This is a genomic window from Paraburkholderia sp. RL17-368-BIF-A (assembly GCF_046054045.1).
Lineage (GTDB): Bacteria > Pseudomonadota > Gammaproteobacteria > Burkholderiales > Burkholderiaceae > Paraburkholderia > Paraburkholderia graminis.
The window spans coordinates 83,442-103,313 of sequence record NZ_JARESN010000002.1 but is presented as its reverse complement, the minus strand read 5'-3'; the positions used below and the strand labels follow the sequence as shown (position 1 = coordinate 103,313).

Genomic DNA, 19,872 nt, shown 5'->3' with positions numbered 1-19,872 from the left:
GCGGGGCCGCGGTTACGGCCGCGGCTACGGCTTATGCTCGCGAGCGCCGGTCGATCAGTTGCAGAATCATCGGCGTGAAGATCAGTTGCATGGCGAGGCCCATCTTGCCGCCCGGCACGACGATCACATTCGGCCGCGACATGAACGAGTCGTGCAACATCGTCAGCAGATACTGGAAGTCGATGCCTTTGGGCCGCGCGAAGCGGATCACGACAAAGCTCTCGTCGGGCTGCGGAATCTCGCGCGCAATGAATGGGTTCGACGTATCCACGGTCGGCACGCGCTGGAAATTGACATGCGTGCGGGAAAACTGCGGGCAGATGTAGTTCACGTAGTCGGGCATGCGCCGCAAGATCGTATCGACGACCGCTTCATGCGAGTAGCCGCGCATGGTCTGATCGCGATGCAGTTTCTGAATCCATTCGAGGTTGATAGTCGGCACCACGCCAATCAGCAGATCCGCATGCCGCGCGATGTCGATGTGGTCGGTCACCGCCGCGCCGTGCAGACCTTCGTAGAACATCAGGTCAGTGTCGGGCTGCACGTCTTCCCACGGCGTGAACGTGCCGGCATCCTGCTTGTAGAGACGCGTCTCCGTTTCGTCGTGCACGTAATGACGAAACTTGCCGGTGCCGGTCTCTCCGTAGCTCGCGAAGAGCGCTTCGAGTTCTTCCAGCAGATTCGCTTGCGGTCCAAAGTGGCTGAAGTTCGGCACGCCGTCGCGCTCGTGCTGTTTCATTGCTTCACGCATGCCGTTGCGGTCGTAGCGGTGAAACGCGTCGCCTTCCACGATCTGCGCGTTGATCTTTTCGCGCCTGAAAATATGGGCAAAGCTCTTCATCACGGTTGTCGTGCCGGCGCCGCTCGAACCGGTCACCGCGATGATCGGGTGTTTGATTGACATGCGCTTGTCTCCGGATAGTAGTGTTGTGTTCGGCCGCTCTGCGTCAGTGCGAGCCTGCATTGCCCGCAATCAGGCGGTGAAGCCCGGCAGAAACAGCGAGCGTCGGCCGAAGAGCGGCGACGTGAACGGCTGGTCCTCGCCACGGTCGTACTCGCCGTGATAGCGGCCAATGCGCTCGACTTCGTTGCGCGAGCCGAGAATCACGGGCACGCGGCCATGCAATGTGTGCGGCACGACGTCGAGAATGCGTTCGCGGCCTGTAATCGAAAGACCGCCCGCCTGCTCGACCAGAAAGCTCATCGGATTCGCTTCGTACAGAAGCCGCAGGCGCCCGTGCATGCCGGGCGTTTTCGAGTCGCGCGGATACATGAACACGCCGCCGCGCATCAGGATGCGATGCACTTCTGCGACCATCGAGGCGATCCAGCGCATGTTGAAGTCCTCGGTCCGGCAGCCGGTGCGTCCGTCCTTGCACTCCTGCACATAGCGGCGCACCGGCGGCTCCCAGAAGCGTTCGTTCGATGCGTTGATCGCGAACTCCGCCGTCTCGGCGGGAATGCGGATGTTCGAATGCGTGAGTACGAAATTGCCGATGTCGCGTTCCAGCGTGAAGCCATGCGTGCCGTTGCCGACCGACAGCACGAGCATCGTCGAGGGGCCGTAGATCGCATAGCCCGCCGCGACCTGCTCGCGGCCCGGCCGCAGAAAAGCGGATTCGCCCACGGGTTCTTTGGCGTCGGCGGGACGATCGTCCACATGACGCAGCACCGAGAAGATCGACCCGACTACGCCGTTGATGTCGATGTTCGACGAGCCGTCGAGCGGATCGAATGCGAGCAGATAGTCGCCGCGCGGATAGTGCTGCGGAATCGTGTAGACGCGCTCCATTTCCTCGGACGCCATGGCCGCGAGGAGACCGTCCCACTCGCAGTGCTGCACGAAGACTTCGTTGGTGGCGACGTCGAGTTTCTTCTGCTCCTCGCCATGCGTGTTGACGCTGTGCGCCGAGCCGTAATGCCCGCCGAGCGCGCCCTTGGTGAGCATCGCCGAAATCGACTTGATGGCCGCGGCCACGTCGATCAGCAGCGCGGAAAGTCCCGCGTTTTGCGCGGTTCCGGCCGCGCAAGGCTGGCGGTCGAGCGTGTCGATCAGAAACTTCGAAAGGGTCGTGCGTCCGTCTTGCATGGCGATCTCCTGAGGTTGTTCTGTTTCAGCCTGGCGGCGCGGGGGCGGTGTGGTGCGCTTCGGGCGCATCCGGCGCGTCGGGCGTATCTGCGTTCGACGCATGGGCGGACGCTTCGGCGAACACGCGGCTCGCGCGAATGTCCCCGGCTGCGATCAGCGTCAACGCGGCTGCGTCGATTGGCGCGCCGCCGTCGATCGCTCTCGCGAAAAGACGATTGGCCTGGCGCAGCCGCGAGCGGTCGAGCGCATTGCGCACCGAGCGCGCATTGGCAAAATTCGGCTGACGCGTGCGCAATGCGAGGTAGTCCGCGAAAGCGCGCCGCGAATCCGTGTCGAAGCGGTAATGCATCGTCGCGAGCATGCGCTCGGCAATGTCGAGCAATTCCGCGTCGCCGTAATCGGGAAACGTGATGTGATGCGCGATGCGCGAGCGAAAACCCGGATTGCTCTCGAAGAACACTTCCATCCGCGACGCGTAACCGGCGAGGATCACGACGAGATCGTCGCGCTGGTTTTCCATCGTTTGCAGCAGGATTTCTATGGCTTCCTGACCGTAGTCGCGTTCGTTCTCGGGACGGTACAGGTAATACGCTTCGTCAATGAACAGCACGCCGCCCATCGCGCGCTTCAGCACATCGCGCGTTTTTGGCGCGGTGTGGCCGATGTACTGGCCGACCAGATCGTCGCGCGTGACCGACACGAGATGATTGCGGCGAATGTAGCCGAGCCGGTGCAAGACCTCGGCCATGCGCAGCGCGACCGTGGTTTTGCCGGTGCCCGGATTGCCCGAGAAACACATGTGCAGCGTCGGCGCGCCGCTCGCGAGACCGAGCGATTCGCGCGCACGCTCGACCAGCAGATGCGCGGCAATCTCGCGGATGCGCGTCTTGACCGGCACGAGCCCGACGAGATCGCGGTCGAGTTCCGCGAGCACATCGCCGATGCCCGAGTCGCGATACAGCGCGGCGAGATCGATATGGGGCGGCAGCGCGAGGTTCATGTGTCAATGCTCCGTGCCGTAGCGTTCGCCCGAAGGCCGGTCGCTCGCATAGCCTGCAAGGCCGTAGTGTTGCAAGCGTCCTGGCCCGTCCTGACGCGTCAGACGGAAGCCCGGCTCATGATCGGGACGATTGACGATGAACGACAGGCGCATCGTTTCGAAGCCGCGCACCGAATCGAACGCATTGACCTTGATGTAATGATCGGGCCTTGCCGCGCGGCACGCTTTTACTTCCTGCAGCACGCCGGCTGCATCGTGCAGGTCGAACATCGGCAGACCCCACATTTCCCAATACGTATTGCGCGGATGCGGGTCGTCGGTGAATTCGACGGAACAGGCCCAGCCCTGGCTCAATGCATAGTCGATCTGCAAGCCGATTTCCTCGTCGGTCAATTCAGGCAGGAAGGAGAACGTGCCCTGTGTAATACGCATGACGTACCTCGCGATTGATTGACTGCAACGTTCGGACGGCGCAAGCGGTGTCACGCGCGGTGGGTCGGCACCGCTGCGAACTTGCATCCGTGATCTTTTGATGCGGGGTTTAAGCTACGTGAGCCACCTATGCCGCCGTCGGCGTGGCCGCGAAATCCGGCGAGTCAGTCGACGCGTAGTTGAAGGTCACGTCGCGCCACGTATCGAGCGCCTGCTTGAGCGGCCCGCACCAGCGCGCCGCTGCTTCCAGAATCTCCGGCCCTTCCTGACGGATGTCGCGCCCTTCGTTGCGCGCCTTCACCATGCACTCGAGCGCGACGCGATTGGCAACAGCGCCCGCCTGAATGCCGCCCGGATGACCGATGGTGCCGCCGCCGAACTGCAGGATCGCGTCGTCGCCGAAGAGGTCCAGCAGTTGATGCATCTGCCCCGCGTGGATGCCGCCCGAGGCCACCGGCATCACCTTGCGCAAACCGGCCCACGGCTGATCGAAGAAGATGCCGCGCGACAGGTCCACTTCGTTATGCGCCTCGCGGCACACGTTGTAAAAGCCCTGCACGGTGAGCGGATCGCCTTCGAGCTTGCCGACCGCGGTGCCCGCATGCGCGTGATCGACGCCCGCCATGCGCAGCCACTTCGCGATCACGCGAAACGAAATGCCGTGATTGCGTTGCCGCGTGTACGTGCTGTGTCCCGCGCGATGCAGGTGCAGAATCATGTCGTTCCTGCGCGCCCAGCGCGCCATCGACTGAATCGCGGTCCAGCCGATCACGAGGTCGATCATCACGATGCACGAGCCCAGTTGCTTTGCGAATTCGGCGCGCTCGTACATGTCTTCCATCGTGCCCGCGGTGACGTTCAGGTAGTGCCCCTTCACCTCGCCGGTTTCGGCCTGCGCGCGGTTCACCGCTTCCATCGAAAAGAGGAAACGGTCGCGCCAGTGCATGAAAGCCTGCGAGTTGATGTTCTCGTCGTCCTTCAAGAAATCGAGCCCGCCGCGCAAACCTTCATAGACGACGCGGCCATAGTTCTTGCCCGAGAGGCCGAGCTTCGGCTTCACCGTTGCGCCCAGCAATGGCCGGCCATATTTGTCGAGCCGTTCACGTTCGACGACGATGCCCGTCGGCGGTCCCTGGAAAGTCTTCAGATAAGCAACAGGTATGCGCATGTCTTCGAGGCGCAGCGCTTTGAGCGGCTTGAAGCCGAACACGTTGCCGATGATCGACGCGGTCAGGTTCGCGACAGAGCCTTCCTCGAAGAGATCGAGTTCATACGCGATGTACGCGAAGTACTGCGGCTCGCTCGCGCTCGACGCGGGCACCGGATCGACGCGATACGCTTTGGCGCGGTACATGTCGCACGCGGTGAGGCGATCGGTCCAGACCACGGTCCAGGTTGCCGTCGACGATTCGCCGGCCACCGCGGCGGCCGCTTCCTCCGGATCGACGCCCGGCTGCGGCGTGATGCGAAACAGCGCGATGACGTCGGTGTCTTTCGGCGTGTAATCCGGTTGCCAGTAGCCCATCTCGCGATACTTCATCACGCCCGCGGCATAACGCTCGCGAGGATCGCCCGCATTGCGCGGCTTGTGGAGGGACTCGATCGCCGGTTGACTGAAATCGTTCATGACGTATCCTCGATGGTGGACAGGCGCGCTGCCGGAAGAACGAAGCGCTTGTGTGCACTGTAGGCAAGGTCGTCATCGACGGGAATTCACGATTTTATTTGGCAGAGTTAAGCGATCGGTTATTCATCGCACAGGGTGGTGTGGGGTTTTGGCAGGTGAACTCAAATGCCGTCCTCACCGACCAGCACCAGACGCTAGTGCTCAGGACGAACCCTAAGTGACACCCGCACCAGGGTCTTTGCTGCGCGGTGGCACACTTTGCTGCATTATCGGAACAGTGCGCCGCACGAAATGCCGTCAGGCACCCGCGCGGCGTGCGAAGCTACCCGCCGCCGCTATCCGGCGAAAACCGTGTCGCGGCGCGGCATCGGCTGCATCGAGTGCGATTGCCATTGCGGCACGAACCTTGCGTAGCCGATGATGCCCATGAAGTCCGGCGCCTTGCCGGGCCGACGGCATGACGCTGTATCAACCGATGGAGGAAGCACATATGCAATGGACGACTCCGAGCTACACCGATATGCGTTTTGGTTTCGAAATCACGATGTATATCGCTACGCGTTAAGCCCGCATGGGCCGCGTAATGCGGCCCCTCTGCGGACCGATTGTTAATCGTCAGCCATACGGGCGGCCTGACGTGCTGCCACGACATGCGTTCCCATCCATGATCCACGAAACGATCGTCACTACCGCAGCGAGCGATGGCCGTCCACATGTCGCGCCGATGGGAGCCCGTTACGAGGGCGACTTCGTCGTCCTGTCGCCTTTTCGTCCGTCCGTCACGCTCGACAATATCGTCGCCACCCGCGCGGCGGTTCTCAACTTCACCACCGACGTCCGCGTTTTCGCCGGCTGCGTCACGCATTGCGCAACCGACTGGCCGACGCTCGCCGCGAGCCGCGTCGCGAGCGTGAGACTCGCCGAATCGCTCGCGCACGCCGAGCTCGAACTGCACGAGTTGCGCGACGACAACGAGCGCCCGGTGCTGCGGATGAAATGCGTGCACCGCGAAACGCATGCGCCCTTCACGGGCTTTAACCGCGCGCAGGCGGCGGTCGTCGAAGGCTCGATTCTCGTGAGCCGGCTCTTCATGCTGCCGGCCGACAAGGTCGATCGCGAGATGGCCTATCTGCAGATCGCCATCGACAAAACCGCCGGCGAGATTGAACGCACCGCGTGGGGATGGCTCACTTCGGCGATCGCGCGACATCGCGAGCGGCTTGCATCGCCCGGCGGCCAGGCCGCCTAGTTCGCTTATTTCGTATCCCTCCCGCTTTTTCCGCTTTTTTCGGAGAACACCGATGACGGCATTGCTTGCGAGCGTCCGCTCGCACGACGAAGCATTCGACGCGGCCCGCGCCGGCGCGGACCTGATCGACCTGAAAGAGCCGAACGCGGGCGCGTTGGGCGGTTTGTCGATTGGCGATATTGCGCGGATCGTCCGGGAGCTGCGCGCCCGCTATCCGGTCAAGCCGATCAGCGCGACGATCGGCGACCTTCCGCCCGAAGCGCTCGACGAAATCGCCGCGCGCGTGATCGATGTGAGCGATACGGGCGTCGATTACGTGAAGGTCGGCGTGACGCCCGGACCAGCCGCGCGCCGTTGCCTCGAACAACTCGCGAATCTGCCGGCGGCGGTCGTGCCGGTGCTGCTGTGCGACGGCGGCCTGGAGGGCGAACTGGTCGCGCATGCCGCGTCGCTTGGTTTTGTCGGCGTGATGTTCGACACCTCGACGAAAGACGGCAGTACGTTATTCGATCACGTGGACAGCGATTCGCTCGCGCGTTGGCTGCGGCTCGTGCGACAGCAAGGCGCGATGTGCGGCCTCGCCGGCTCGCTGGGCCTCGCTCAACTGGAACAGATTCGCGCGCTCGCGCCGGATGTCGCGGGTTTTCGCACGGCGTTGTGCGTCGATGGCCGGCGCTCGCGGCTCGATCCGCAACGCGTCGCCGATTGGGCGGATGCGCTGCATAGCGGATCGGGCGGCGTTCGAGGCGCGGGTGGCGACGTGGATTCTGTGGTGGTGGGCACGCTCGGCGCTTAATGAGCGCGTGTGGCGACCACGGCTCGCTGCAAGAGCCGCATGTCGTGCAGGTAACGCATGCACCACTGCGGCAGCCTTCAAATCACCGGCGTATTCAACAGCCGGTCTCTCATCAATTCGACGTTGTCCTTGTTGAAAAGCTCGACCACATAGTTCGCTTCGTTCACGTAATCGACGAAACGGCGGTCCACCACGCCCGACGCCGCGAGCGCGTCGAGCCGTTCGTTTCCCGCTATCGGGCACGACTTCACGACGATCAGGCGCTCGGCGTTGAGCATCGTCGAGAGCCAGGCGGCGAGGCTGTCGGAGGTCGTGTCCCAGTTGCTCATCGCGTCGGGCGTGTCGCGCATCAGCGCGGTCGGCACCCAGACTGCGACGTGACCATCGCGCAGCGCGCGGCGAATCTTCGCCTCGCTCGATGCAAGCACGAGTTCGGGCAGCACGCCCTGCATCAGAAGCGCGTACTGGGTCATCGCGAGCAGACACATGTTGTGCGCGGCGAGGTCGTCGAAACACCACTCGCTCTGGTACTGGCGCACCTTGTCCGCGAAATCGCCGCCGCCGGGAACGATGACGATGCGCCCGCCCCCCACCTCGCATAGCTCCATGAGCCATTGGCGCAGCGCCGGCTCATGACTCAGGCTGCCCCCGATCTTGACCACCCACATGATCGTCGTCCTCGTTTGCGATTAACCTCGTTTGCTTGTCCGCTTCGCTGCCTGTTTGCTTCTATGCCGGTCCTCCTGTGGATGGTTTGTGCCGTTTGCCTGCGTTTTCCTCTAGCCACAATCACTGCATCGCCCGCGTCCCCTTCACGCGGCGCGAAAAGCCGCATCGACGCTCGCGGCGCCCTCGCCGGCCGTCACGTCGCCCGCGTTCCCATACCGCGCCGCTGCAAGCAAACCCACCGCGACGCTCGGCGCGCAGGTCGCCGCCCACTCCGCCTGATCCGCCGCGCCTCCCGCGAGCGTGCCGAAATCGATGTAGCCGCGCGCCTCCTCGCGTGCGAGCGCCGCCGCGAGAAAACGTCCGCAGCCCGCGCCCACCAGCGGCGCGGCCGCCAGTTCGGGATGCGCGGCCGTCACGCGCGTCAGGTTCGCGCCGATCTCGCGCAATTGCAACTCGCGCCAGCGCAACGCGAACGCGCGCCATTCGGCGGGACTCGTTTCGTGCGCGTCGCGGCCGATCATCCGCGCGATTCGCCTTCGGCTCGCCAATTCGGTTTTCGGGCCATTGTCGGCACTCGGGTAGAGGTCGTATTGCGGCGCGAGTTCGCCCGTGAGCCGGTAGACGTCGGCGGTGCTCGCGAACCATTCGTTCATCACGTTGACGGCCGCGCCGCCGAATTCGATGCGCCGCGCGATGCCACACAGCGGCGTGCGCACCACGCCCTGATACACGAGTTCGCCGGTCGCGAGCCGCCCGGCATCCGTCGATGCGCGCGCAACCACACGCCCGTTCGCGACCGGAATGATGTCGGTCGTCGTGCTGCCGATGTCGATCAGCAACGCATTCGGCACGCGCGTCGCGAGCCAGTGCGCGGTCGCGAGCCAGTTCGCCGACGCGACGCTGCGCCAGCCGGCCGCGCACGTCTCACGCGTCAACCAGCCGGCCTCGCCCGCGTAGAAAGCGACGCGCGGCCCGAGCCGCTGCGCCAGTGCGGCGGCGATCGCGCGCACGCCTTGCGAGCGGTCCTCGAAGAGGTCGACCATTTCGCCGGTCATCGTCACCGCATGACGCGCCGCGTAGGTCTTCGCGACCGGCCAGCGCTCGAATACAAGGTCGATCGTGCGCTCGAGATGTTGGAGCCCTTGCCACAACGGGCAGGCCCACTGGCCGACGTCGAGCAGCACGCCGCCGGCATCGCTCATCGACACCTTCACATGCGCGCCGCCGACGTCCCAGCCGAACACCGGCGAGCGGCCTACCGGTTCCATGCGCGGCGCGTTCATGGCTGCGCTCCGCAAGCGGAGTGAGTGTCGAACTCGCGCGCCGCGGCGCTCGCGGTTTTGCGAGGTTCGCCAACCCGAACCCCATGCGCGCCCAGCAACACCGCGGAAAGGTTGCGCCCAAGCGCCGCCGACAAACCCGCATAAGCCACGGTCAGTCGCGGATTGACCTCGATGACCACAGGACCGCGCGACGGATGCCACACCACATCGATTCCGGCAAACCCGCGCAGCCCCGGTATCGCCTCCGCGACGCGATGAGCGAGTTCGCGCAGCGTCCGACCCTGGTCGCTGGCCGTGTCGATCTGATTGACCGTCACGCCGTCGAATTCGACGATGCTCGCGCGCTGCCCCGGCGCCGTGCTCTCCGAGAGCCCGATCCGTTGCCGGTTGATGCTGACGAGTTCGACGCGCTTGCCGTCGCAGATCAGCGAAAGGCTCAGCGGCTCGCCGTCGACCCACTCCTGCAACACCGGATTACGCGCCGCTGCCGCGCGCGCATCGTATTCGGTGCAGGCTTCGGCGAAATCGTCGAATACGAAGGTGTCGAGTCCGCCCGCGCCGTCGTCCGGCTTCACGACCCACTTGCGCCCCGCGTGAGCCATTGCATTGGCCGCCGCATGACCGGGCTCGATGGCCGGCGTGGTCGCAATGCCCTTCGCGGCGAGGCACGCGGCGGTCGCGCTCTTGCTCGACGTGACGCGGATCGCTTCCTTCGCGCAGCCGAGCCAGCGCGCCGCGCCGACCGCGTCGTACAGATGCAGCAGCAAGCCGTCGCATTCGGGCGCGACGATCCATGCGTAGTCATGTTCGCGAGCCGCGCGCGCGACGAAAGCCGTCATCGATTCGCCCGGCGCGGCCATACAATGAGCGAGCGCGGGGTCGACGTTTTCGAAGCGCGAGGTTGCGAAGCTCAGCTCGACATCGTCGAGTTGACGCAGGTCCGCGACCAGCGCGTCGCGCATCACGCGGCCTTCGACGATCAGCGCGCTCAGGTCGGCGAGACTCGCCGCGCCGGCCAATGCCGGGTCGATGCCGCCGCCGGTGAGATACTCGAAGACAAAGATCTTGGTCAAAGGACGCGCCCCTATGCAGGTGATACCGGTTCTCGATCTGCTCGACGGCCACGTCGTGCGCGCGGTACGCGGCGAACGGAGCGCCTATCTGCCGATACGTTCGTCGCTTGCCGCCACCAGCGAGCCGCTTGCCATCGCCCGCGCGCTGCTTGCTGCAAGCGGCGCCCGTACGCTCTACATCGCCGACCTCGGCGCGATCCTTCAGCAGCGCGCTCACATCGAGACGCTTGCCGCGTTGCGCGCCGCGCTGCCCGGCATCGACATCTGGCTCGACGCGGGCTATGCCGACTTCGCGTCGATGCAGGCGCTGTTCGCGCGCATCGACGCAAGCAATCAGCACCCGCAACACCCGCAGCACTCACAGCACGCGCTCGCGACGCTCGTGCCGGTATTCGGCACAGAATCGTTGCAAGACATTCACGCACTGCGCGCCGCCGAAACAGCCGCGTCGCCAACCTCGCCAATCTCGCCAACCTCGCCGATCCTCTCGCTCGACCATCGCGCCGGCCAACTGCTTAGCGCCGCTGCCGCTCACGAATGCCAGGAGCCCGCGCGCTCATGGTGGCCGCGCAGAGTCATCGCGATGACGCTCGATCAGGTCGGCAGCTACGACGGTCCCGATCTCGCCACCTTCGAACGCATCCGAGCCAGCGCGCCTGCCGATACTCAGGTGATCGGCGCGGGCGGCATTCGCGATCGCGGCGATCTGGCTGCTGCGGCCCGTACCGGCGCAAGCGCTTGGCTCGTCGCGTCGGCGCTGCACGATGGCCGCATCGGCCTGCCGCTCGCAGCGTCGACGTAGGCGAGCAAAACAAGTTCCATGCCAATCGGCGGAAGCGGTGCGGTGGTAAACAACGGCCAGGCTTTATCGTGCTTTCGCCGGCCACGGGTGACACTCTGCTCCAGAACGGCACACAACCTGTACGCGGACAACGCAGGCGCATAGCGCGGCGCGGCGCAGCGGGCGGCCTTCGCGAAGTCGGGCACGCTGTTCAATCGGCAGGCGTTTGTGGGTCTGAGTTCGGACACGGCGCGCCCTCGCGGCCGTTCGCCCGGCATACACATTCAAGCACAACGCGACCTAAGCACCATGCATTTGCACCGCACTATTGCCGCGCGATGAAACGCGTCGGCATGGAGCTTGCTAAAAGTCGCCCCATGCACCTCTCGCCCACCGATCCGTCGACGACCAGCCCCTCGGGCGCGGCCCCCTCGGCCGCCGCGTCGATCACGCGCGACTGGACCTGCCCGTTCTGTCCGCTGCTTTGCGATGACCTCGCGATCGAATCGCGTGACGACGCGACGCTCGCCGCGCAGAACACCGACTGCCCGCGCCTCCTGGAAGCGCTCACGCACTATGGCGCCGCGGATGCGCAATGCAGTGCGAGCATCGACGGAAACGCGGTGGACCTCGACGCGGCGCTCACGCGCGCGGCGCACATTCTGTCGTCAGCGCCGCGGCCGCTGTTCGGCGCATTGGCGACCGATGTGGCCGGCGCGCGTGCGCTGTACACGCTCGCTGCCGGCTGCGGCGCGATCCTCGATCATCGGCATGGCGATGCAATGAGCGCCGCGACGCTCGCGCTTCAGGACCGCGGCTCGTTCTTCACGACGCTTTCCGAAGTGCGGTCGCGCGCCGATTTGCTGCTGTTTTTCGGCTGCCAGCCATCGCGGCGCTATCCGCGCTTTTTCACGCGCACCATCGAGGGAACGACGACGCCGCGCGAACTCGTATTCATCGGCTGCGAAGCGGACCCGGCGGCGAGTGGACCTGGCTCCGGGCATGTGCGGGTCGAGTCGATTTTGCCCGACGCCGATCCGTTCGATACGCTCGCGCTGTGGTCGACGATCAGCGACCGGCGTCCGCCGACTTCGCTGCATCAGGACGTCGCCGATGCGCAAGACGCGCAGCGCACGCTTGCCGCGTTGCAGGCGCTTCAGGCTCGCATCGATGCCGCGCGCTACACGGTGCTCGTGTACGAACCCGCGTCGTTGCCCGGCCCTCATGCGGCGTTGCTGATCGAAGCGTTGAACCGGATCGTGAAGGCATCGAATCTGAAGTCGCGCGCGGGCGGCCTCGCGCTCGGCGGCGATGACGGCGCGTTGACGGTCAACCAGACGGTGACCTGGCTCTCGGGACTGCCGCTTCGCACGCGCGTATCGACACCGGCGCGTATCGCGGGGACTGCGCCGCTCGACTACGATCCGTATCGCTATCGCACCGAAAGACTGCTCGCGAATCGCGAAGTCGACGCGCTCTTGTGGGTCGCGAGTTTCGCGCCGCCCGCGTGGCCCGAAGCGCTTGCCGACGATGTGCCGCTCATCGTGCTCGGGCATCCGGCTCTCGCGCAGCGCGCGGCGGCACGCGGCAAGGACACCGTGTTTATTCCAGTGGCGACACCGGCTGTGGACAGCGGCGGGCATCTGTTCCGTGTGGACAGCTCGGTCGTGATGCCGCTCACCGCCGCGCGCCGCGCCGGGCTTCCGTCGGTCGGAACGATTGCCGCAAAGCTTGGCGCGCTGCTGGCCACGCCGCTCGCCGCGTCTCACGCAGAGGCCCAGCCATGACGCTCATCCGCCTCAAGGGCGGCACCCTCTTCGATCCGGCCAACGGCGTCGACGGCGAGCGCCGCGACCTGGCGATCCGCGACGGCCGCATCGTCGACGTCCCCGCGAACGCTCCAGCCGACCGCGAATACGACGCGACCGGCATGATCGTGATGGCGGGCGGCATCGACATGCATTCGCATATCGGCGGCGGCAAGACCAATCTGTCGCGTCTCCTGCTGCCCGAGGATCATCGCGACGATCCCGTGCGCGACGCATCGTACGAATCCGTGCGGGACGCAAACGGCCGCTATCTGCGCCTGCCGTCTTGCGGCGTCTGCGCGCCCGGCACGCTCGCAACCGGCTACCGTTACGCCGAAATGGGCTACACGGCCGCATTCGAACCGGCGATGATCGCCTCCAACGCGCGCCACACGCACCTCGAGATGGGCGACACGCCGATCATCGATCACGGCGCGTACGTGATGCTCGGCAACGACGAACTGTTCCTGCAAATGCTGGCCGCGCGCGACGATTTCGAGCATCTGCGCGACTACGTCGGCTGGACGATTCATGCGAGCAAGGCGCTCGGCGTGAAGGTCGTGAATCCGGGCGGCATCTCGGCGTTCAAGTTCAACCAGCGCTCGCTCGATGTCGACGAACCGCACGTGCATTACGGCATCACGCCGCGCGAAGTGCTGCACACGCTGACACGCGCGCTCACCGAACTGCGCGTGCCGCATCCGCTGCATGTGCACGCGAGCAATCTCGGCGTGCCCGGCAACATCGATTCGACGATCGCGACGATGGACGCCGCCGACGGCCTGCCCATCCACCTCACGCATATCCAGTTTCATAGCTATGGCGTCGAAGGGCCGCAGAAGTTTTCGTCGGGCGCGCGGCGCATCGCGGAGGCCGTGAATGCGCGGCCGAATGTGTCCATCGACGTCGGCCAGATCATCTTCGGGCAGACTGTCACCGCTTCCGGCGACACCATGATGCAGTTCCGCAACGCGCCGCTCGCGCGGCCGCACAAGTGGATCGTCGGCGACATCGAATGCGACGCCGGCTGCGGCGTGGTGCCGTTCCGCTATCGCGAGCAGAGCTACGTGAATGCGTTGCAGTGGATCATCGGGCTCGAAATCTTTCTGCTGGTGGACGACCCGTGGCGCGTCGCGATGACGACCGATCATCCGAACGGCGGACCGTTTACGAGCTATCCGCATCTGATTCGTCTGCTGATGGACAAATCGTTTCGCGACGAGCAACTCGCGAAGCTGCATCCCGACGCGCAAGTGGCGAGCGCGTTGCCGCAACTGACGCGCGAATTCTCGCTGTACGAGATCGCGACCATCACGCGCGCGGGGCCGGCGCGTCTGCTCGGCCTGAAGGACCGCGGCCATCTCGGCGTGGGCGCGGCGGCGGACATCGCCGTGTATCGCGACGATGCCGACCGCGAGCGGATGTTCACGTCGCCCGCTTATGTGTTCAAGGACGGCGAACTGGTCGCGCGCGACGGCACGCTGGTCTCGACGCCAACGGGCGGCATTCATTTCGTGTCGCCCGAATTCGATCGCGGCATCGAGAAGCGAATCCGCGCGTACAGCGAAGCGAATCTCGCGAGCAACTTCGCGCATGCCGCAATCGGCGACGACGAGATCTGCCACTGCTGCCGCGGCGGCAAGCTGTTGCCGGTCGAATGCTTCGCGAACGGTCAACGACATGGCTGAAACCGCTGACCCGACGACCGTCACCCCGAACCGTGACCCGCACACGATGAGCGACACGCCGACCTTGCAGATCAACGGCACCACGATCGACGCCACCTTCGCCGAAGCGTTTCCGATGAAGGCGACGCGGCTCGTCATCACCGCGCATACGCCGGCGTGGGCGATGAACGCGGCGCACTCGCTGACGGGCTTCGCGACCTCGGTGATCGGCTGCGGCTGCGAGGCGGGCATCGAACGCACGCTTGAAGGCGACGACACGCCGGATGGTCGCCCCGGCGTCGCGGTGCTGCTGTTCGCGGTGTCGTCGAAGGAACTGGCGAAGCAGATCGAGCGGCGCGTCGGTCAATGCGTGCTCACGTGTCCGACCACGGCCGTGTATCGCGGCATCGATCCGCAAACGAGCCGCGCGCCGCTGTCGGATCTCGCGCCGCTCGGCGAGAACCTGCGCTTTTTCGGCGACGGCTGGCAGATTTCGAAGATGCTCGGCGACACGCGTTACTGGCGCGTGCCGGTGATGGACGGCGAGTTCGTCTGCGAAGAAACCGCGCCCACGGTGAAGGCCGTGGGCGGCGGCAATCTGATCCTGCTCGCGCGCGACATCGACGCTGCGCTCGCCGCCGCCGAAGCCGCCGTCGACGCGATGCGCCGCCTGCCGAGCGTGATCCTGCCGTTTCCTGGCGGCGTCGTACGGTCGGGATCGAAGGTCGGCTCGAAGTACAAAGGCGCGACCGCGTCCACCAACGACGCGTTCTGTCCCACGCTCGCCGGCCTCTCCGCGCGCAGCGAGTTGAGCGCGGAAGTGGGCTGCGTGCTGGAAATCGTGATCGACGGACTCACCGAAGCGGATGTCGGCGCGGCGATGACGGGGGGCATCGTCGCCGCTGCGGGGCTCGGGCGCGCAGGCGGCCTGCTGCGCATTTCCGCGGGCAATTACGGCGGCAAGCTCGGCCCGTATCACTTCCATCTGCATCAACTGGCCGGCGGCCTCGGCGGGAGCAGCGCATGAGCGTCGTGACGACATTGCGCGTGCGTACCGCGCCAGGTTTTCGCGTCGATGCTTCGGCGTTGCTGCCCGCAACGCTGGCGGCGCTCGCGGTCGCGGACATCGAGCGCCTCGTGCTGCCCGCGGGCAACGATCGTTGCGTCGTCGGCGATGTATTCGATGTGTCGCGCGACGGCGACGCAGCGCCCGACGCACACAACGCACAGAACGCCGAAGCCGCGCTCGTGATCGAAGACGCCGTCCCGTGGCTCGACCGTCTCGGCGCGCGCATGACGCAAGGCCATCTGATCGTGCGCGGTTCGGCGGGCGATCACAGCGGCTTCCAGATGGCGGGCGGCGTATTGCGTATCGACGGCGACGCCGGTCACTTCACCGCCTGCGAAATGCGCGGCGGACGGCTGACCGTCGCGGGCGATTGCGGCGATTTCGCGGCGGGCGCGCTTGCCGGCGATGTCGAAGGAATGACGGGCGGCACGCTGACGATTCACGGCAACGCGGGCGCGCGGCTCGCCGACCGGATGCGCCGCGGGCTCGTGCTGGTCGGCGGCGATGCGGGCGACTTCGCGGCGTCGCGGCTCGTGGCGGGGACCATCGGCATTGCAGGCCGGTTGGGCGCACACTATGCGTACGGTATGCGGCGCGGAACCCTGCTGCTTGCGCAGCGTCCCACTAGTCTGCCGCCCACTTTCGCCGACGGCGGCCGCGGCTTCGACGTATTCTGGTCCTTGCTCGTACGCAGTCTCGCGGGCGAAATCGCGCCGTTTTCGCAGTGGCGCGCGACCGCGCTGCCGCGCCGTTATGCGGGCGACGCCGCCGTCGACGGGCGCGGCGAAATACTCGTGATGAGCTAACCAGGGAGGCAGAGATGACGACCGCGCATGCTTCTTCCGCACAACGCCGCGCCGACACGTCCACGCAGCGCTATGCGGGCTCGTTGATCGCGCTGCACTGGCTGATCGCGTTCGGCATCATCGGCCTGCTTGCGCTCGGGCTCTATATGGTCGGACTGCCGAAGGGCCTGCCGCTCAAGGCGACGCTGCTGAACCTTCATAAATCCATCGGACTCACAGTTTTCCTGCTGGTGCTTCTACGCATCGCGGCGCGGGCGGCCTTTCATCGGCCGCCCCTGCCGCCGATGCGACCGTGGCAACGCGCCGCCGCGCGCACTACGCAGGGCCTTTTATACGTGGCAATGGTCGTCATGCCTGTGTCGGGCTATCTCGGCTCGTCGTTCAACCGCTATGGGACGCGCTTCTGGGGCATTCCGCTGCCGAAGTGGGGTTGGGACGATCGCGGCTTGCGCGAACTGTTCTTCGGCATTCATGAAGTGACGGCGTATTTGCTGATCGCGCTGATCGTGCTGCATGTGGCGGGCGCGATCAAGCATCAATGGATCGACCGCGACAATCTGCTCGCGAGGATGCTGCCATGACGCGGGCGCGAACAACCGGCACGCTGCGCACGCGCGACGCGCATCGCGTGTCGTTCACGGTTGCCGGCGCCGACGACGGCGTGCCGGTCGTCGTCCTGCACGGCGGCCCAGGCAGCGGCAGTCAGCCTGACGCAACGCGGCTCTTCGACCTGACGCGCTTCAGGGTCGTGCTGATCGATCAGCGCGGCACTGGAGCCTCGACGCCGCGCGGCGGCGTGCGCCGCAATCGCACCGACCGCCTGATCGAAGACATCGAAGCGGTACGCGCGCGGCTTCGCATCGAACGCTGGGGCGTGCTTGGCGGATCGTGGGGCGCGGCGCTCGCGCTCGCCTATGCGGGACGGCATCCGCAATCGGTGACGGGCGTGGTGTTGCGCGGCCTTTTTCTCACGTCGATGCGCGAGGTTCGCGGCCTGTTCGTCACGTCGCGAAAACGCGCGCCGCGCGCATGGCAAAAGCTCTGCGCCGCTGCGCATTGCAAGCGGCCCGCTGCGCTGCTTTCGCAATGCCATGCGCGACTGCAACGCGGCCGCGCAAGCGAGGCCCAGCAGCGCAAGCTCGCGCTCGCATGGCGCGGCTATGAAAACGCCGTGCTCGCGAGTGCGAACACGCGGCGCAGGCTCGTACCGGCCAGGCTCTCGCACAAGGACAGCCGCAAGCTCGTCGGCAAGTACCGCATTCAGGCGCATTACCTGATGCATCACTGCTGGCTCGGCGAAGCGCGGTTGCTGTCGTTCGCGCGCCGCGCCGCCGCGGCCGGCGTACCGCTCTTTGCGGTGCACGGTTCGCGCGATCCCGTGTGTCCGCCGGATAACCTGCGACGCCTCGCGCGAGCGGTTCCCAATGCTCACATTGAATGCGTGCGCGCCGGCCATCTTGCAAGCGATCCCGCTTTGCATGCACGCGTGGCCGATGCACTGACAACACTGTTTCTTCCACTCACCGACGAGGGGCGCACGCTGCGCCGCGCGGCATGAAAATCAAGGTACTCGGCTCATCGGCGGGCGGCGGCTTTCCGCAGTGGAACTGCAACTGCCGCAATTGCGACGGCGTGCGGCGCGGCACGCTGAAGGCCACGCGCCGCACGCAATCGTCGATTGCGGTGAGCGCGAACGGCGAGGACTGGCTGCTCGTGAATGCGTCGCCCGATCTGCTCGCGCAGATCGCCGCGAACCCCGAACTGCAACCGGCCCGCCGCGCGCGCGACAGCGGCATCGCGGCGGTGCTCGTCATCGACGCGCAGATCGATCACGTCACCGGCCTCCTGATGCTGCGCGAGCGCGACACGCCGCTGCCGCTCCATGCAACCGACGCCGTCTGGCAGGACCTGACGAGCGGTTTTCCAATCGCGCCGATTCTCTCGCACTACTGCGGCGTCGAGCATCGGCGGATCGCGCTCGACGGCGCGCCGCTCAGCGTCGACGCATTGCCCGGCGTGCAGATCGACGCGCTGCCGCTCACCAGCAAGGCGCCGCCCTACTCGCCGCATCGCAATTCGCCTGAGCGCGGCGACAACATCGGGCTCGTGTTCACGAACCGGCAGACCGGCAAGCGCGTCTTTTACGCGCCCGGTCTCGGCGAGATCGAACCGCACGTACTCGAGGCGATGCGCGCGGCGGATCTGCTGCTCGTCGACGGCACGTTGTGGACCGCCGATGAAATGATCCGCCTCGGCCTCTCGAAGAAAACCGCTGCGGATATGGGTCATCTGCAGCAATCGGGACCTGGTGGCATGATCGAAGTACTGGATTCGCTCGACGCAAACAACGCGCGCAAGGTGCTGATCCACATCAACAACACCAACCCGATTCTCGTCGACGATGGCCCGGAACGCCGCCTTCTCACGGAGCACGGCATTGAAGTTGCCTACGACGGCATGACCTTCGAACTATGAAGCGCGGCCACGCAGCACGCGTCGCGCAGGAACGGGAGATTGCATGAACGCGAAAGACACGTTGGGTACGACGCCAGGCAGCGAGCGCGCCCGCGACGAAGCCTGGACCCGTGAGGAATTCGAAGCGCAGTTGCGCGCGAAAGGCACGGCGTACCACATTCATCATCCGTTCAATGTGAAGATGAATAGCGGCGGCTGCTCGCCCGAACAGATTCGCGGCTGGGTCGCGAACCGCTTCTACTATCAGATCAACATTCCGCTGAAGGACGCGGCCGTGATGTCCAATTGCCCGGATCGCGAAACGCGCCGCCGCTGGGTGCTGCGCGTTCTCGATCACGACGGCTACGGCGGCGAGGAAGGCGGCATCGAAACATGGGCGCGCCTGGGCGATGCAGTGGGCCTCTCGCGCGACGAACTGTGGTCGCTCGAACACGTGACGCCTGGCGTGCGCTTCGCCGTCGACGCGTACGTGAACTTCGCGCGCCGCGCGCCGTGGCAGGAATCGGTGTGTTCATCGCTCACCGAAATGTTCGCGCCGCAGGTTCATCGCGACCGGCTCGCGAGCTGGCCCGAACACTATCCGTGGATCGAAGCGTCCGGCCTCGCGTACTTTCGCTCGCGCATCACGCTCGCACAGCGCGACGTGGAGCACGGCCTCGAAGTCACGCTGAATTACTTCACGCGGCGCGAACAACAGGAACGCGCGCTCGAGATTCTGCAATTCAAGCTCGACATTCTGTGGACCATGCTGGACTCGATCGAAAAGGCCTTTCCGCAATGAACGACACGTCCAACGCCGATCGTCCCGCGCTCAACAAGCTGTTCCGGCTGCAATGGGAACCGGCGCAGAACGCGCATGTGCTGCTCTATCCGGAAGGGATGGTGAAGCTCAATCAGAGCGCGGCGGAAATCCTCAAGCGTTGCGACGGCACGCGCGACATCGAAACGCTTATCGCCGATCTGGAGCAGGCGTTCAACGCAACAGGACTTGGCCCCGAAGTACGCGCATTCGTGACCGAAGCGCATTCGCGCGGATGGCTGGAGTAGC

At 65.6% G+C, this 19,872-nt stretch carries 21 protein-coding genes; 13 read left to right on the top strand and 8 right to left on the bottom strand.

The genetic code is table 11. The features are described 5' to 3' along the window. Window positions 1–31: 31 nt before the first annotated feature. The 5 genes from P0D87_RS03560 to P0D87_RS03540 all read right to left on the bottom strand — a co-directional run bounded on the left by P0D87_RS03560 (window position 32) and on the right by P0D87_RS03540 (window position 5,148). A complete protein-coding gene (locus tag P0D87_RS03560) occupies window positions 32–904 on the bottom strand; it encodes a phosphoribulokinase (RefSeq protein WP_006046594.1) in 873 nt (290 codons plus the stop codon). Window positions 905–973: 69 nt separating this feature from the next. Next, window positions 974–2,089, bottom strand: coding sequence for a class 1 fructose-bisphosphatase (locus P0D87_RS03555; RefSeq protein WP_053859333.1), 1,116 nt, complete (start codon window positions 2,087–2,089; stop codon window positions 974–976). A gap of 25 nt (window positions 2,090–2,114) precedes the next feature. Beyond that, window positions 2,115–3,089, bottom strand: a complete 975-nt coding sequence (gene cbbX, locus P0D87_RS03550; protein WP_053859334.1) for a CbbX protein — start codon at window positions 3,087–3,089, stop codon at window positions 2,115–2,117. Between the two features lie 3 nt (window positions 3,090–3,092). Next, window positions 3,093–3,521, bottom strand: coding sequence for a ribulose bisphosphate carboxylase small subunit (locus tag P0D87_RS03545; RefSeq protein WP_006046591.1), 429 nt, complete (start codon window positions 3,519–3,521; stop codon window positions 3,093–3,095). Window positions 3,522–3,648: 127 nt separating this feature from the next. Beyond that, window positions 3,649–5,148, bottom strand: a complete 1,500-nt coding sequence (locus tag P0D87_RS03540; protein ID WP_053859335.1) for a form I ribulose bisphosphate carboxylase large subunit — start codon at window positions 5,146–5,148, stop codon at window positions 3,649–3,651. A 490-nt stretch (window positions 5,149–5,638) separates the two neighbouring features. On the opposite strand from P0D87_RS03540, the gene pqqA reads away from it, so the two are divergent. The 3 genes from pqqA to P0D87_RS03525 all read left to right on the top strand — a co-directional run bounded on the left by pqqA (window position 5,639) and on the right by P0D87_RS03525 (window position 7,193). Continuing rightward, the gene (gene pqqA / locus P0D87_RS03535) at window positions 5,639–5,713 is read left to right on the top strand and encodes a pyrroloquinoline quinone precursor peptide PqqA (RefSeq protein ID WP_013342881.1); all 75 of its coding nucleotides are present in this window, start codon (window positions 5,639–5,641) and stop codon (window positions 5,711–5,713) included. 99 nt (window positions 5,714–5,812) lie between these two features. Continuing rightward, complete coding sequence (locus P0D87_RS03530; RefSeq protein ID WP_053859336.1) at window positions 5,813–6,397, top strand: DUF447 domain-containing protein; 585 nt, start codon at window positions 5,813–5,815, stop codon at window positions 6,395–6,397. A 52-nt stretch (window positions 6,398–6,449) separates the two neighbouring features. Further along, on the top strand, window positions 6,450–7,193 hold the full coding sequence (locus tag P0D87_RS03525) for a (5-formylfuran-3-yl)methyl phosphate synthase (RefSeq protein ID WP_053859337.1): 744 nt from the start codon (window positions 6,450–6,452) through the stop codon (window positions 7,191–7,193). 77 nt (window positions 7,194–7,270) lie between these two features. On the opposite strand, the gene P0D87_RS03520 is transcribed toward P0D87_RS03525, so the two are convergent. The 3 genes from P0D87_RS03520 to P0D87_RS03510 form a co-directional block, all read right to left on the bottom strand. Beyond that, a complete protein-coding gene (locus P0D87_RS03520; RefSeq protein ID WP_006046586.1) occupies window positions 7,271–7,861 on the bottom strand; it encodes an amino acid kinase family protein in 591 nt (196 codons plus the stop codon). A gap of 144 nt (window positions 7,862–8,005) precedes the next feature. Then, window positions 8,006–9,145: a hydantoinase/oxoprolinase family protein gene (locus P0D87_RS03515; RefSeq protein WP_053859338.1), complete on the bottom strand. Its 1,140-nt coding sequence runs from the start codon at window positions 9,143–9,145 to the stop codon at window positions 8,006–8,008. Next, on the bottom strand, window positions 9,142–10,218 hold the full coding sequence (locus P0D87_RS03510) for an ATP-grasp domain-containing protein (RefSeq protein ID WP_053859339.1): 1,077 nt from the start codon (window positions 10,216–10,218) through the stop codon (window positions 9,142–9,144). Before P0D87_RS03510 ends, P0D87_RS03515 begins: the two co-directional genes overlap by 4 nt. 13 nt (window positions 10,219–10,231) lie before the next feature. On the opposite strand from P0D87_RS03510, the gene P0D87_RS03505 reads away from it, so the two are divergent. The 10 genes from P0D87_RS03505 to pqqD all read left to right on the top strand — a co-directional run bounded on the left by P0D87_RS03505 (window position 10,232) and on the right by pqqD (window position 19,871). Then, window positions 10,232–11,020, top strand: coding sequence for a HisA/HisF-related TIM barrel protein (locus P0D87_RS03505; protein ID WP_053859340.1), 789 nt, complete (start codon window positions 10,232–10,234; stop codon window positions 11,018–11,020). 356 nt (window positions 11,021–11,376) lie between these two features. Beyond that, window positions 11,377–12,786 carry a molybdopterin-binding domain-containing protein gene (locus P0D87_RS03500; protein WP_053859341.1) on the top strand — a complete coding sequence of 470 codons (1,410 nt, stop codon included), beginning with the start codon at window positions 11,377–11,379 and terminating at the stop codon, window positions 12,784–12,786. After that, window positions 12,783–14,495, top strand: a complete 1,713-nt coding sequence (locus P0D87_RS03495; protein WP_053859342.1) for a formylmethanofuran dehydrogenase subunit A — start codon at window positions 12,783–12,785, stop codon at window positions 14,493–14,495. The genes P0D87_RS03500 and P0D87_RS03495 overlap by 4 nt, the downstream gene beginning before the upstream one ends. Before the next feature lie 46 nt (window positions 14,496–14,541). Then, window positions 14,542–15,501, top strand: coding sequence for a formylmethanofuran--tetrahydromethanopterin N-formyltransferase (gene fhcD, locus P0D87_RS03490; protein ID WP_053860732.1), 960 nt, complete (start codon window positions 14,542–14,544; stop codon window positions 15,499–15,501). Then, window positions 15,498–16,349, top strand: a complete 852-nt coding sequence (locus tag P0D87_RS03485; RefSeq protein ID WP_053859343.1) for a formylmethanofuran dehydrogenase subunit C — start codon at window positions 15,498–15,500, stop codon at window positions 16,347–16,349. Before fhcD ends, P0D87_RS03485 begins: the two co-directional genes overlap by 4 nt. 14 nt (window positions 16,350–16,363) lie before the next feature. Continuing rightward, complete coding sequence (locus P0D87_RS03480) at window positions 16,364–16,930, top strand: cytochrome b (protein ID WP_029965989.1); 567 nt, start codon at window positions 16,364–16,366, stop codon at window positions 16,928–16,930. After that, the gene (locus P0D87_RS03475) at window positions 16,927–17,907 is read left to right on the top strand and encodes an alpha/beta fold hydrolase (protein WP_053859344.1); all 981 of its coding nucleotides are present in this window, start codon (window positions 16,927–16,929) and stop codon (window positions 17,905–17,907) included. The genes P0D87_RS03480 and P0D87_RS03475 overlap by 4 nt, the downstream gene beginning before the upstream one ends. Next, entirely contained in the window at window positions 17,904–18,824 is a 921-nt protein-coding gene (gene pqqB / locus P0D87_RS03470; protein ID WP_053859345.1) for a pyrroloquinoline quinone biosynthesis protein PqqB, read from the top strand. Before P0D87_RS03475 ends, pqqB begins: the two co-directional genes overlap by 4 nt. A 43-nt stretch (window positions 18,825–18,867) precedes the next feature. Further along, complete coding sequence (pqqC, locus tag P0D87_RS03465; protein WP_053859346.1) at window positions 18,868–19,605, top strand: pyrroloquinoline-quinone synthase PqqC; 738 nt, start codon at window positions 18,868–18,870, stop codon at window positions 19,603–19,605. Beyond that, window positions 19,602–19,871, top strand: a complete 270-nt coding sequence (pqqD, locus tag P0D87_RS03460) for a pyrroloquinoline quinone biosynthesis peptide chaperone PqqD (protein ID WP_029965995.1) — start codon at window positions 19,602–19,604, stop codon at window positions 19,869–19,871. The genes pqqC and pqqD overlap by 4 nt, the downstream gene beginning before the upstream one ends. The last annotated feature ends 1 nt before the right edge of the window (window position 19,872 follow it).